Genomic DNA, 13,034 nt, shown 5'->3' with positions numbered 1-13,034 from the left:
TCCGGCGGGATCGTGGGGACTTACGATGTCGCCTTCAGCACCAGCGCGATGAGCGCTCGCATCCGCTGGTCGTCGGGGACGAGACGATCGCCGCCGTCGCCCCCGAGAGCGTTGTTGAAGTACAGCCCGTCGCTGAGCATCATGACCAGGTCGAGTGCGGCCTCATCGCGCACGCGTGGGGCGATGGTGGCGGCCCATCGGCGGCGGACGGCGTTCAGCGCGGCCGTCGCCGCGGCGTGTCCCCCCTGGGCGAGGCGCGATGTCGCGATGAGCGCACGGTCGAGCGGGTCGTCGATCATGACCGATGTGCGCAGATAGTAGGCGACAGCACCCTCCTCGGCGGTCTCCATGCGCTGCACGTCCGCGTCGACGAGATCCGAGAGGCGGTCGAGCAGCCCGGCGGCGAGATCCTCCTTCGAGCCGAAGTGGTAGAGCAGCCCGCCTTTCGAAACGCCGGCCGCCCGAGCCGTGGCCTCGAGTGTGGCGGCCCGCTCACCTTCGTCGATGAGGAGGCGTTCGTAGGCGTCGAGGACGCCTTCCTTGGCGCGAGGCGGGCGCGGCATGGGAACTCCTCTGCTCAGTGCATGCTCAGTCGTGCTTCCATTACTATACCAACCGGACGGTATAGTTATCTGGTCGTCCGCGAAGTCCAAGGAGAAGTGACAGCATGACCATCACCGCATCGATCCCCGTGCAGGAGACCGACGGCCCTCGTGTCGGAGCGCGTGGCTGGTGGGCGCTCATCGTGCTGATGCTGCCGGTGCTGCTCGTCTCTGTCGACAACACCGTGCTGAGCTTCGCGCTGCCCGAGATCTCGCTGGCGCTCTCGCCGAGCGGTGCCGAACAGCTCTGGATCATCGACGTCTACCCGCTCGTGCTCGCAGGGCTCCTGGTCACGATGGGCACGCTCGGCGACCGGTTCGGCCGGCGACGGATGCTGCTCATCGGCGCCACCGGTTTCGCAGCGGTGTCGGCGCTGGCTGCCTTCGCTCCCACGGCGCTCACGCTGATCGGCGCCCGCGCGCTGCTCGGCTTCTTCGGCGCCATGCTGATGCCGTCGACGCTGTCGCTGCTGCGGTCGATCTTCACCAACCGCGATCAGCGCCGCATGGCGATCGCGGTGTGGGCCTCGGCGTTCTCGGCCGGCTCCGCGCTCGGCCCGATCGTCGGCGGCTTCCTGCTGGAGCACTTCTGGTGGGGCTCCGTGTTCCTCATCGCCGTGCCCGTGCTCATCCCGCTGCTGATCTGCGCACCGCTGCTGGTGCCCGAGAGCCGTGACCCGAACCCCGGCCGCATCGACCCGATCAGCATCCTGCTGTCCATGGCCGCGATGATCCCGGTCGTGTACGCAATCAAGTCGTTCGCCGTCGACGGCCCGACCTGGGCCGCAGGAGGGTTCGCGATGCTCGGCACCCTGATGGGCGTGCTGTTCGTGCGCCGCCAGCTGCGGGCAGATGTCCCCATGCTCGACATGGCGCTGTTCCGTCGCGGCTCGTTCTCGGGTGCCATCCTGGTGAATCTGCTCAGCGTGGTCGCGCTCGTCGGCTTCCTGTACTACGTGTCGCAGCACCTGCAGCTGGTGCTGGGGCTGACGCCGATGGTCGCCGGGTTCGCCCTGGTGCCCGGTATGGCCGCGATGATCGTGTCGGGGCTGGCGATCGTGCCGCTGTCCCGCCGGGTCTCGCCGCACATCCTCATCCCTGCGGCGCTGGTCTTCTCGGTGATCGGCTATCTGCTGGTGGCGTTCACGAGCGGATCGATCGCGGCCCTCGTCCTGTCGTTCGTGTCGCTCGGCATCGGCATCGGCGCGGCCGAGACGATCTCGAACGAACTGATCCTGGCGAGCGCACCGCCCGAGAAGGCGGGAGCCGCCAGCGCGGTCTCCGAGACCGCCTACGAGCTGGGCGCGGTGCTGGGCACCGCGATCCTCGGCGGCATCATCACCGCGTTCTATCGCGGTGCGCTGGTGCTGCCCGAGGGCCTGAGCGCCGCGGCGGCGGAGGCCGCCCGCGAGACTCTCGCCGGCGCGTACACGGTCGCGCACGGCCTGCCGGACGCGTTGGCCGGGCAGCTCTGGGATGCCGCGACCGCGGCCTTCGGGTCCGGCGTGGGCGTGACCTCGCTGATCGGCGCAGGACTTGTGGTGCTCGCCGCGGTCATCGCGGCGACTACGCTGAAAACACGCACCCGCTCCTGAGGCGTGGCGGGGCGGTCCCCGAGCAAGGAGTGTCATGTCGCGTGTCGTGAAGCTTGCCGTCATCCCCGGTGACGGCATCGGACCCGAGGTCATCGCGGAGGCGGAGAAGGTGCTCGACGCCGTCACCGCCGGTGGCGAGACGAGGTTCGAGAAGACCCGTTTCTCGCTCGGTGCCGCCCGCTACCTCGAGACCGGAGACACGCTCACCGACGACGACCTCGACGCGATCCGCGCGCACGACGCCATCCTGCTCGGCGCCGTCGGGGGCCAGCCGGGCGACCCGCGGCTCAAGGACGCGAACATCGAGCGCGGCCTGCTGCTGAAGCTGCGCTTCGAGCTGGACCACTACGTCAACCTGCGTCCGTCGAAGCTGTTCGCCGGTGCTCCCGGCCCGCTGGCCGAGCCCGGTGAGATCGACTTCGTCGTCGTCCGCGAGGGCACAGAGGGGCCGTACGTGGGCAACGGCGGCAGCATCCGCCGCGGCACCCCGCACGAGGTGGCCAACGAGACCAGTGTGAACACCGCTTACGGCGTGGAGCGCGTCGTCCGCTACGCCTTCGAGCTGGCCGAGCGGCGCGACAACCGCGTCACGCTGGTGCACAAGACGAACGTGCTGGTGAACGCCGGCGGTCTGTGGAAGCGCGTCGTCGACGAGGTGGCGCAGGAGCACCCCGGCGTGGCCGTAGACTATCTGCACGTCGACGCGGCCACGATCTTCCTGGTCACCAACCCTTCGCGCTTCGACGTGATCGTCACCGACAACCTCTTCGGCGACATCCTCACGGATCTGGCCGGCGCCGTCACCGGTGGCATCGGACTCGCAGCCTCGGGAAACATCAACCCGACCGGCGCCTTCCCCTCGATGTTCGAACCCGTGCACGGCTCGGCTCCCGACATCGCAGGACAGCAGAAGGCTGATCCGACCGCCGCCATCCTCTCCGTCGCCCTGCTGCTCGATCACCTCGGGCTGCGTGACGAGGCCGCCCGCGTGCAGCAGGCGGTCGAGCAGGACATCGCCGAGCGGGATGCCTCGCGCAGCACCGCACAGATCGGCGACGCGATCATCGCCCGGCTCCGGGCGTAATCTGGGTTCCGGCGCACCACCCGCTTTTCGACCTGTCAGGACACCACATCATGACCATCGGACTTCCCCTTCAGGCACCGTCACCCGCCGGACTCATCTGGCAGGTGACCCGCAACGAGAACGCGCGCTCCGACGCTGAGCGCGAAGAGATCCTGAGCGCCCCCGGGTTCGGTCAGTACTTCACCGACCACATGGTCGACCTGTGCTGGTCCGAGAAGGGCGGCTGGCACCGCCCGCGCGTGCAGCCCTACGGGCCCATCCCGCTCGACCCGGCCGCTGCCGTTCTGCACTACTCGCAGGAGATCTTCGAGGGGCTCAAGGCATACCGCCACGCGGACGGCTCGGTGTGGACGTTCCGTCCCGACCGCAACGCCGCGCGCCTGCAGCGCTCGGCCCGCCGCCTCGCGCTGCCGGAGCTGCCCGAGGAGCTCTTCATCGAGTCGCTCAAGCAGCTCGTCGCCCTCGACTCGTCCTGGGTTCCCAGCAACCCCGAGGAGAGCCTGTACCTGCGTCCGTTCATGTTCGCCAAGGAGGCCTTCCTCGGCGTGCGCGCCGCGAAGAAGGTCGGCTACTACCTGATCGCCAGCCCCGCCGGTGCGTACTTCCCCGGTGGCGTGCAGCCGGTGAACATCTGGCTGTCGACCGACTACGCCCGCGCAGGGCACGGCGGCACGGGCGCGGCCAAGACCGGCGGCAATTACGCGTCCAGCCTGCTCCCGCAGGAGGAGGCGTACGCCAAGGGATGCCAGCAGGTGCTGTTCCTGGACGGCGAGTACATCGAAGAGCTCGGCGGCATGAACCTCGTGCTCGTCACCCGCGACGGGCGTCTGCTGACGCCCGAGTCCGACTCGATCCTCGAGGGCATCACGCTCGACTCGATCCTTCAGCTCGCGAAGGACCGCGGCTTGACGGTCGAGCAGCGGAAGCTCTCCATCGACGAGTGGCGCGAGGGCGCGGCATCCGGCGAGATCGTGGGCGCGTTCGCCTGCGGAACCGCCGCCGTGGTGGTCCCGATCGGCAAGCTCATGGCGACCGACTTCGAGATCGTGCACGAAGGCCCCGAGTCGATCGAGCTCGCGATGTCGCTGCGCGAAGAGCTCACCGACATCCAGTACGGCCGCCGCGAGGACAAGCACGGCTGGCTCGTCCGTCTGGACGCCTGACCCGCTTCAGCTCCCGAAGGGCCCGTCCTCGGACGGGCCCTTCGTCATGCCGGGTGACTAGGCTGAGCGGGTGAAGATCGCGCGTTTCAGTCACCAGGGCAGCATCCGATTCGGCATCGTGGATGACGGTGACCTCGTCGTCCTCGACGGCGACCCGATGTTCACGGGCTACGAGCCGACGGGGGAGCGCGTGCCGCTCGCCGACGCCGTGCTGCTCGCACCGGTGATCCCGCGCTCGAAGGTGCTCTGCGTGGGCCGGAACTACCACGACCACGCCGCGGAGTTCGGCAACGTCGCGCCGGAGGAGCCGCTGCTGTTCCTGAAGCCCAACACCGCCGTGATCGGCCCCGGCGACGCCATCGTGAGGCCTGCCGCACTCTCGGACCGCGTCGAGTTCGAGGGTGAGCTGGTGGCCGTGATCGGCCGGGTCGCGAAGAACGTCAGCGCCGAGAACGCACTCGAGCACGTCTTCGGATACACGGTCGGCAACGACGTCACCGCCCGCGATCTGCAGCGCAAGGACGGCCAGTGGACCCGTGGCAAGGGGTTCGACACCTTCGCCCCGCTCGGCCCGGTCATCGAGACCGAGTTCGATGACGCCACCGCGACCATCGAGACCCGGGTGAACGGCGAGGTGCGTCAGCACGCTCCGCTGTCGGACATGATCCATTCGGTCGCCGACATCATCGCCTACGCCTCGGCGGTGTTCACGCTTCTCCCCGGCGACGTCATCCTGACCGGAACACCGGCCGGCGTCGGCCCGATCGTCGCGGGCGACTCCGTCGAGGTCGAGGTCTCCGGCATCGGCACGCTGCGCAACCCGGTGCGCGACGCCTCGTGACCACGGCCGCACTCGCGCAGGGCGATCTGGAGCGGATCCAGCGTCGCACCGTCGGCATCCTCGCGCTCGGCCAGGTGCTCGGCGGCATCGCCTTCGGCGCGACCGTGTCGCTCGGCGCGCTGCTGGCGGCCGATCTCTCCGGCGACGATGCGCTTTCCGGTCTCGCGACGGCGTCGGTCACCCTCGGGGCCGCCGCCGCGGCCATTCCGCTGGCGCGGTTCGCCGGCCGATTCGGTCGCAGGCTCTCGCTGACCGCAGGCAACCTGCTCGCTCTGGTCGGAGTGAGCATCGTGATCACCGCGGCATCCGTCCGCAGCTTCCCGGTGCTCCTGGTGGGCGTCATCCTGATCGGCATGGGCAACGCGGGCAACCTGCAGTCGCGCTTCGCCGCGACCGATCTCGCCTCAGCACAGCACCGCGGTCGTGATCTGTCGATCGTGGTCTGGTCGACGACGATCGGCGGCGTCGCCGGTCCGTTCCTGCTCACTCCGGGCGAGGTGGTCGGACAGGCGCTCGGGATGCCGCATCTCACAGGCTCGTACGTCTTCTCGCTGATCGCCCAGGCGCTCGCCCTCGTGTTGTACCTGGTCGCGCTGCGGCCCGACCCGCTGCTGCTCGCGCTGCGGATGGCGACGGACGGCAGCAGGTCTGCGGCGCTCGGTGCGTCCGTGGACCGGCCCGTGGCCGCGCGCTACGCGATCTTCGCCGTCTCGGGATCGCACGCCGTGATGGCCTCCGTCATGGCCATGACCCCGATCCACCTGTCCCACATGGCGCATGGCATGCACGGCATGGAGACGACCGAGACCGACATCACGACGCTCGTGGGCCTGACGATCGGCCTGCATGTGGCGGGCATGTACGGCCTGTCGCCCGTCTTCGGCATCCTTTCCGACCGGTGGGGGCGCGTCCGCGTCGTGCTGCTCGGACAGGCGCTGCTCACCGCCTCCCTGCTCACCGCGATCTTCGCGGGGGAGAACCCGGTCGGCGTGATGGTCGCGCTGATCCTGCTCGGTCTGGGCTGGAGCGCGGCGACGGTCGCCGGCGCCGCGCTGCTGACCGAGTCGTCGACCACGCTGCAGCGTCCGCGCCGTCAGGGCATCAGCGACTCGCTGATGAGCCTCACCGCCGCCGTCGGTGCGGCGCTCGCCGGGCTCGTGCTGACGAACTTCGGGTATGGCGGCCTCGGCGCCACAGCCCTGGTGATCGTGATCGCGATCACCGCTCTCTCGCCGCTGGCCCGCGCCGGCCGTGACCGCGTCGCCGTCCCGTCCTAGACTGCCGGGATGACTGACAGCGAGGTCCCCAGTGATCTGTGGACGAAGGCCACGGCCGACGCCTACGACGACCCCGACGATCCGATGTTCGCGCGCGAGCTGCTGGCGGCGACCACGGGTTTCCTGGCGGAGCGAGCAGAAGGACGACCGGCATTGGAGTTCGCGATCGGCACCGGACGCGTCGCGATCCCGCTGCACGAGCGCGGCGTCCCGGTCAGCGGCCTCGAGTACTCGCCCGCGATGGCGGGCCGGCTGCGCGAGAAGACGGATGCGATCCCGGTCGTGATCGGCGACATGTCGTCGACCGCGGTGCCCGGCGAGTTCGGCCTCGTCTATCTCGTGTTCAACACCATCGGCAATCTCTGGACGCAGGAAGCGCAGGTGGACTGCTTCCGCAACGCCGCGCGCCATCTGGTGCCGGGCGGCCGGTTCGTCGTCGAGGTCGGCGTGCCGTCGGTGCGCCGGATGCCGCCCGGGCAGGATGCCGCGCCGTTCGACGTCTCCGAACAGCACCTGGGCTTCGACACCTACGACTTCGTCACCCAGCGCGCGATCTCGCACCACTACACGCGCCAGGACGACGGTGGCTACCGGTACGGTTCACTCCGCTACCGCTACGTCTGGCCGTCCGAGCTCGATCTGATGGCCCGCATCGCCGGCATGTCGCTGGAGTCGCGGCATGCCGACTGGAGCGGCTCGCCGTTCACCTCGGAGAGCGAATCGCACGTCTCGGTGTGGCGGAAGGATGCCGCGATCTGAGGCGCCGTGGAGCGGCATCCGCGCTCGGTAGAATCGAAGGGCTATGGCTACTCCTGATCCCCGCACCACCACCGCCACCGGAGCCGACGTCCGCGTCCGCTTCTGCCCTTCGCCGACCGGTCTGCCGCACGTCGGCCTGATCCGCACGGCCCTGTTCAACTGGGCGTACGCGCGGCACAACGGCGGCAAGCTCGTGTTCCGCATCGAGGACACCGACGCCGCGCGCGACAGCGAGGAGAGCTACCAGCAGCTGCTCGACGCGCTGCGCTGGCTCGAGATCGACTGGGACGAGGGCGTCGAGGTGGGCGGCCCGAACGGACCGTACCGTCAGTCGCAGCGCCACGACATCTACCGCGAGGTGCTCGACAAGCTGGTCGCCGCAGGGCTCGTCTACGAGAGCTTCTCGACCGCCGAGGAGATCGACGCCCGCAACGAGGCCGCAGGTCGCGCCAAGCAGCTCGGTTACGACAACTACGACCGCGACCTCACCGACGAGCAGAAGGCCGCGTTCCGCGCCGAGGGCCGCCAGCCCGCGCTGCGCCTGCGCGTTCCCGACCACGACCTCACCTTCGTGGATCTGATCCGAGGCGAGGTGACCTTCCCGGCCGGCAGCTTCCCCGACTACGTGATCGTGCGCCCGAACGGCGTGCCGCTGTACACGTTCGTGAACCCCGTCGACGACGCTCTGATGGGCGTCACGCACGTGCTGCGCGGTGAGGACCTCATGCCGTCCACCGCACGCCAGCTGGCACTTTACGCCGCGCTGATCGACGCCGGTGTGACCACGTTCATCCCGCGCTTCGGCCACATGCCGCTGGTGCTCGGCGAGACCGGCAACAAGAAGCTCTCCAAGCGCGACCCGAAGGCCGACCTGTTCCTGCACCGCTCCAGCGGCATGATCCCCGAGGGGCTGCTGAACTATCTCGCGCTGCTGGGCTGGTCGATCGGGCCCGACCGCGACGTGTTCTCGCGCGACGAGATGGTCGCCGCGTTCGACATCGCCGACGTCAACCCGAACCCGGCCCGCTTCGACCAGAAGAAGGCCGTCTCGATCAACGGCGACCACATCCGCATGCTCGACGGCAAGGACTTCGCCGAGCGGCTGCTGCCTTACCTCGCCGCGGCCGACGTCTTCGGCGGTGCGGAGCCCACCCACGAGCAGATCGTGCTCGCGTTCCGCGCGGCGCCGCTGGTGCAGGAGCGGATGCAGCTGCTGGGCGAGGCTCCCGGCATGCTCGGCTTCCTGTTCGCCGACGAGGTCTCCTACGAGGACGACGCGATGAAGGGGCTCCCCGCGAACGCGGCCGAGGTGCTGCAGGCCTCAGTCGCCGCTCTCGAGCCGCTCGAGGCGTTCACCCCGGAGGCGATCCAGGAGGCGCTGTCCGCCGCGCTGATCGACGGCCTCGAGCTGAAGCCGCGCGTGGCCTACGGCCCGCCGCGCGTCGCGATCACCGGCCGCCGCGTATCGCCGCCGCTGTTCGAGTCGATGGAGCTGCTCGGCAAGGACGAGTCGCTGCGCCGGCTGCGGACACTGGGGGAGAAGCTCGCGGGCTGACCGCGTCCCGGTCGTTGGGCGCGCGAAGCGAGACGAAACGCGTCAGGTGATCGCGAGAGGGGATGCCTGTGACGGATGTCGCAACCTCGGAGTCCGATACGGACGTGATCCTCGGCGACCTCGGCGTGCTGCTGCTGGAGTGCGGCACGTCGGTCACCGACGTGCGCGGCACGCTCGAGCAGGTGAGCAGGCGGGCGCTGCCCGACTCGCCGGTCGAGTTCGCGATCCTGCCGGAGATGGTCATGGTGAGCCGACCAGGCGCGGCATCGTCGACGACGACCGTGATCGGCAAAGGGGCGGCGCTCACGTTCCGGCAGTCCGCGAAGGCCAGCCGGCTCGTGCGCGACCTCGAGTCGGGCGCGCAGCCGCTGGCCGCGGCACCGGCGCGGATCACCGCCATCCGCGCGACACCGCGGCGGATGCCGGGGCTGCAGAGCCTGATCGGATGCGGTCTGCTCGCGGGCGCCCTCGCCACCCTGTTCCGCTGCCCCTGGTGGGCGATCGTGCTCGCGCTGTTCGTGGGACTGCTGGTGGGCGGGCTGACCCTGCTGATGATGCGCGTGCGAGCGGCGGCCGCCGTGGCGCCGTTCGTCTCGGCCTTCGTCTCGACGATCCTGGTCGGCACGGCGGCGAACACCCTGGATCTGGGGCCGGTGCCGCTGTTCGCCGTGTGTGCGCCGATCGCGATCCTGGTGCCCGGTGCGCTGATCACCAACGCGCTGCTGGAGCTGACGTCGACGGACATCGTCACGGGGGCATCCCGGCTGATGTACGGCCTGATCATGCTCGCCTTCATGGCCGCCGGCGTCTACGCGGGGGCCACGCTGACCGGGATGCACATCGACTCGGCATCCGCCGCACTCGTCGGTGACGCCGTGCAGCTGACGAACGATCACGGAGGTTGGCAGGCCCTGCCACCGTTGTGGGTGGCCTGGATCGCGGTGGTGATCCTCGCGATCGGCATCGGGCTGGCCTTCGGATCGGGATTCCGGCTGACCCTCGTGTGCGTCGTGGTGATGACCGGCACCTACGCGGTGCTCGCGCTGCTCAGCCCGCTGATGGGGAACGTCGTGGCGACCGGCGTCGCCGGGGCGCTGCTCTTCGTCGCCGCGCGCGTGCTGGAGCGCGTCACACTCGCAGTGCCGGCGACGGTGTCGTTCCAGCCCGCGTTCCTGCTGCTGGTGCCGGGCACCATCGGGCTGGTGTCGCTGGCGAGCTTCGATCCTCAGGCCGTCACGACGGCGCTGATGATGTTCCTCAGTCTGAGCATCGGCACGAAGGTGGGCGCACTGCTCGCCGACCTCGCTCGCATCACGCGGTCGACGGTGTTCTTGCGCTGGGTGAAGCCCGCCCGCATGGGCGAGCTCTGATCCACGACGCGCGCGGGATACCGAGCCGGTTTGGCGGCCGTCGGGGAGTCGGGTAAGCTTAACTCTCGGTGCGGAGCTCCGGTTTCGCCCTTGGGGTATGGTGTAATTGGCAACACAGCGGTTTCTGGTACCGCCATTCTTGGTTCGAGTCCAGGTACCCCAGCAGATGAAGAACCCCCGCTCAGGCGGGGGTTTTCTGCTGTCAGGGATCACCTCGCGAGCGCGGCCATCTGGTCCCGAGTGCCGCTGAACACGTTCATGTCGATGTACTGCTCCTCACCCACGTAGCCGTCGAGGCGGTCGTGGTCGGAGTACTGCCAGATGGTCCAGTCCCGCCCGTCATTCAGGCGTGGCGGGATCGCCAGCGAGCGGCTCCAGATCGGATTGTCGGGATAGGCGCCCGACAGGTAGCGGTCGTAGGCCTGTGAGGTCGCGTAGATCACCGGCGGCGATCCGTAGTGCTCCTCGAGCCGCATCAGCAGCGGGCCCAGGATCGCGTCGACCCGCGCCCGTGTCGGCGGGTGGGCGAAGAAGTCGCCGTAGTACTCCAGGTCGAGGGCGATGGGCAGGGTCGCGCCGGCGGGTACCGTCTCGATGATGTGCGCGGCCTGTGCCTCGCCGCTGCTCTCGAAGCTCACGAAGTGATACGCGCCGATCAGCAGGTCGGTCTTCGTGGCACCCGCCCAGTTCGCCGCGAACCGGGAGTCGACGGCGGAGGAGCCCTCGGTCGCCTTGATGTAGGCGAACTCGATGTCCTCGGCGGCGAGAACGTCCCAGTCCACTTCGCCCTGGTAGGCCGAGATGTCGATGCCGCGTACGGAATAGCCGGCGGCGAGCATCCGCGACGGCCAGAGGACGCCCGTGATGATCAGGGTCGAGAGGATGCCGAGCGTCACGGCGACGCTCGCGGTCACCACGATCAGGCGCCTTCGGGTTCGTCGGCTCATGGCCCCAGTCTGTCTCATGCTGTTGCCGTCGGCGTGGGGGACGTGCCATTCTCGAATGCACATCAGCGCCGATGCTCCGAGCCGCATGCGACCCGCCCCACCGGTGACCAGCGGTCATGGAGGGGGATCGCATGTCCCAGACGGATGCCACGCAGCTCACGCACGAGGCCGATCACGGCGCCGAGCACGATGCCGAGCAGGCGGGCTACAAGAAGAGCCTGAACCGCCGCCAGGTGCAGATGATCGCGATCGGCGGTGCGATCGGCACAGGTCTGTTCCTCGGCTCGGCGTCGAGGTTGAACAGCACCGGACCCGCCTTGGTGCTCAGTTACGCATTCGTCGGCGTGATCGCCTACTTCCTGATGCGGGCGCTCGGCGAGCTCGTGCTGTACCGCACGACCTCCGGCGCGTTCGTCTCCTGGATGCGCGAGTTCTTCGGTGAGAAGGCGGCGTACTACACGGGCTGGATGTACTGGACGAACTGGGCGCTGACCGGCATCGCCGAGCTGAGCGCCGTGGGCCTGTACATCCAGTACTGGTGGCCGCAGATGCCGACCTGGGCGACGGTGCTGATCGCGCTGGCCGTCGTACTCATCGTCAACCTGCTGTCCGCGAAGGCCTTCGGCGAGTTCGAGTTCTGGGCCTCGGTGCTGAAGGTCGCCGCGATCGTGATCTTCCTCGTCGTCGGCACCGTCGTTGTGGTCTTCAGCATGGACGTCGGTGGTCACAAGGCGGGCATCCAGAACCTCTGGGCGAACCCCGGCGGCTTCTGGCCGACGGAGGCGCCCTTCGCCTGGTACGGGCCGATCATCGTCATGTCGGGCGTCGTGTTCGCCTACGCGGCCATCGAGATGGTCGGCATCGCGGCGGGTGAGATGGAGAACCCGAAGCGCGAGGTGCCGAAGGCCGTCAACGCGGTGATCATCCGCATCGGCGTGTTCTACTGCGGGTCTCTGCTGCTGCTGGTGTGCATCCTGCCGACGAGCGAGTACACGGCGGGCATCAGTCCTTTCGTCACGGTGTTCGGCAAGATGGGCATGCCATGGATGGCGAACGTGATCCAGGCGATTCTCATCGTCGCTGCGATGTCGTCGCTGAACTCGGGGCTCTATACGACCGGGCGTGTGCTGCGCAGCCTCGGCATGGCCAAGCAGGCGCCGGGATTCACCCTGAAGATGAGCGGGGCGGGCGTGCCCTGGGCCGGCATCGTCATGACCGCCGTCGTCTACGTGCTCGGCTCGATCCTCAACGCTGTGAGCCCTGACGCCTTCGAGATCGCACTGGAGGCTGCGTCGATCGCCGTGGTGTTCACCTGGGCGACGATCTTCCTCTGCCAGCTGCGGCTGCGAAGACTCAGCGACAGGGGAGTGCTGCCGGCCAGCACGTTCCGGGCGCCCGGCACGCCCTGGACCAGTTACCTCGGGCTCGCGTTCCTGGCGTTCGTCATCGTGGGCATGGCGATCTCGGGGTGGCAGGCTTCGCCGTACTTCTGGCACAAGACCGGTTTCGTGGTGGTCGTCCTCGGCATCCCCGCCCTGTTCCTGATCTTCGAACTCGGCTGGTTGATCGTGAAGCGCCGGGTCGCGGCGCACACGGGCGATCGGATGCTGGGCAAGTGGACCGACACCGGTCTGCGCTATCCGCCACAGCCGCCCGGCCCGCGGACGGAGTCGATCGCCGCACTGGGCACCCTGCAGTTCGAGTACGTCGAGGATGACGACGAGGATGACGACGACGACGAGGACTTCCACCTCGAGGTGCACGAGTGGGACAACCTCGACGAGCCGGACAAGAACCCGCCGCCGGATGCCGGGGACGGCGATGCGGAAGGGAGCAGGTGA

The 13,034-nt window shown here is 68.9% G+C and carries 11 protein-coding genes and 1 tRNA gene; 10 read left to right on the top strand and 2 right to left on the bottom strand.

Annotated elements, in window-relative coordinates:
- Positions 1-20: 20 nt before the first annotated feature.
- Positions 21-563: a TetR/AcrR family transcriptional regulator gene (locus ACFVAE_RS03500; RefSeq protein WP_378887909.1), complete on the bottom strand. Its 543-nt coding sequence runs from the start codon at positions 561-563 to the stop codon at positions 21-23.
- A 104-nt stretch (positions 564-667) separates the two neighbouring features.
- Between ACFVAE_RS03500 and ACFVAE_RS03495 the strand changes: the two genes are divergently transcribed.
- The 9 genes from ACFVAE_RS03495 (at position 668) to ACFVAE_RS03455 (ending at position 10,409) form a co-directional block, all read left to right on the top strand.
- Positions 668-2,197, top strand: coding sequence for an MFS transporter (locus ACFVAE_RS03495; RefSeq protein ID WP_378887907.1), 1,530 nt, complete (start codon positions 668-670; stop codon positions 2,195-2,197).
- A 34-nt stretch (positions 2,198-2,231) separates the two neighbouring features.
- On the top strand, positions 2,232-3,281 hold the full coding sequence (locus ACFVAE_RS03490) for a 3-isopropylmalate dehydrogenase (RefSeq protein ID WP_378887905.1): 1,050 nt from the start codon (positions 2,232-2,234) through the stop codon (positions 3,279-3,281).
- 50 nt (positions 3,282-3,331) lie between these two features.
- Positions 3,332-4,444, top strand: coding sequence for a branched-chain amino acid aminotransferase (locus ACFVAE_RS03485; protein ID WP_378887903.1), 1,113 nt, complete (start codon positions 3,332-3,334; stop codon positions 4,442-4,444).
- Positions 4,445-4,514: 70 nt separating this feature from the next.
- Positions 4,515-5,285 (top strand): fumarylacetoacetate hydrolase family protein, encoded by a 771-nt coding sequence (locus ACFVAE_RS03480; RefSeq protein ID WP_378887901.1) that lies wholly within the window; start codon positions 4,515-4,517, stop codon positions 5,283-5,285.
- Positions 5,282-6,562 (top strand): MFS transporter, encoded by a 1,281-nt coding sequence (locus ACFVAE_RS03475; RefSeq protein ID WP_378887899.1) that lies wholly within the window; start codon positions 5,282-5,284, stop codon positions 6,560-6,562. Before ACFVAE_RS03480 ends, ACFVAE_RS03475 begins: the two co-directional genes overlap by 4 nt.
- A 9-nt stretch (positions 6,563-6,571) precedes the next feature.
- Positions 6,572-7,321, top strand: a complete 750-nt coding sequence (locus tag ACFVAE_RS03470; protein ID WP_378887897.1) for a class I SAM-dependent DNA methyltransferase — start codon at positions 6,572-6,574, stop codon at positions 7,319-7,321.
- 43 nt (positions 7,322-7,364) lie between these two features.
- Entirely contained in the window at positions 7,365-8,876 is a 1,512-nt protein-coding gene (gltX, locus tag ACFVAE_RS03465; RefSeq protein WP_378887896.1) for a glutamate--tRNA ligase, read from the top strand.
- A 68-nt stretch (positions 8,877-8,944) separates the two neighbouring features.
- A complete protein-coding gene (locus tag ACFVAE_RS03460) occupies positions 8,945-10,246 on the top strand; it encodes a threonine/serine exporter ThrE family protein (protein ID WP_378887894.1) in 1,302 nt (433 codons plus the stop codon).
- Between the two features lie 91 nt (positions 10,247-10,337).
- Positions 10,338-10,409: transfer RNA gene (locus tag ACFVAE_RS03455), tRNA-Gln, on the top strand.
- A 46-nt stretch (positions 10,410-10,455) separates the two neighbouring features.
- On the opposite strand, the gene ACFVAE_RS03450 is transcribed toward ACFVAE_RS03455, so the two are convergent.
- A complete protein-coding gene (locus tag ACFVAE_RS03450; RefSeq protein WP_378887892.1) occupies positions 10,456-11,193 on the bottom strand; it encodes a GH25 family lysozyme in 738 nt (245 codons plus the stop codon).
- Positions 11,194-11,324: 131 nt separating this feature from the next.
- Between ACFVAE_RS03450 and ACFVAE_RS03445 the strand changes: the two genes are divergently transcribed.
- On the top strand, positions 11,325-13,034 hold the full coding sequence (locus ACFVAE_RS03445) for an amino acid permease (RefSeq protein ID WP_378887890.1): 1,710 nt from the start codon (positions 11,325-11,327) through the stop codon (positions 13,032-13,034).

This window comes from Microbacterium sp. NPDC057659, from assembly GCF_042799915.1.
Lineage (GTDB): Bacteria > Actinomycetota > Actinomycetes > Actinomycetales > Microbacteriaceae > Microbacterium.
The sequence above is the reverse complement of the archived record's forward strand: the minus strand, read 5'-3'. Positions and strand labels throughout refer to the sequence as shown.

Coding starts and splice junctions, on each gene's coding strand:
- ACFVAE_RS03500 (WP_378887909.1), bottom strand. CDS start 563: ATGCCGCGCCCGCCTCGCGCCAAGGAAGGCGTCCTCGACGCCTACGAA.
- ACFVAE_RS03495 (WP_378887907.1), top strand. CDS start 668: ATGACCATCACCGCATCGATCCCCGTGCAGGAGACCGACGGCCCTCGT.
- ACFVAE_RS03490 (WP_378887905.1), top strand. CDS start 2,232: ATGTCGCGTGTCGTGAAGCTTGCCGTCATCCCCGGTGACGGCATCGGA.
- ACFVAE_RS03485 (WP_378887903.1), top strand. CDS start 3,332: ATGACCATCGGACTTCCCCTTCAGGCACCGTCACCCGCCGGACTCATC.
- ACFVAE_RS03470 (WP_378887897.1), top strand. CDS start 6,572: ATGACTGACAGCGAGGTCCCCAGTGATCTGTGGACGAAGGCCACGGCC.
- gltX (WP_378887896.1), top strand. CDS start 7,365: ATGGCTACTCCTGATCCCCGCACCACCACCGCCACCGGAGCCGACGTC.
- ACFVAE_RS03450 (WP_378887892.1), bottom strand. CDS start 11,193: ATGAGCCGACGAACCCGAAGGCGCCTGATCGTGGTGACCGCGAGCGTC.
- ACFVAE_RS03445 (WP_378887890.1), top strand. CDS start 11,325: ATGTCCCAGACGGATGCCACGCAGCTCACGCACGAGGCCGATCACGGC.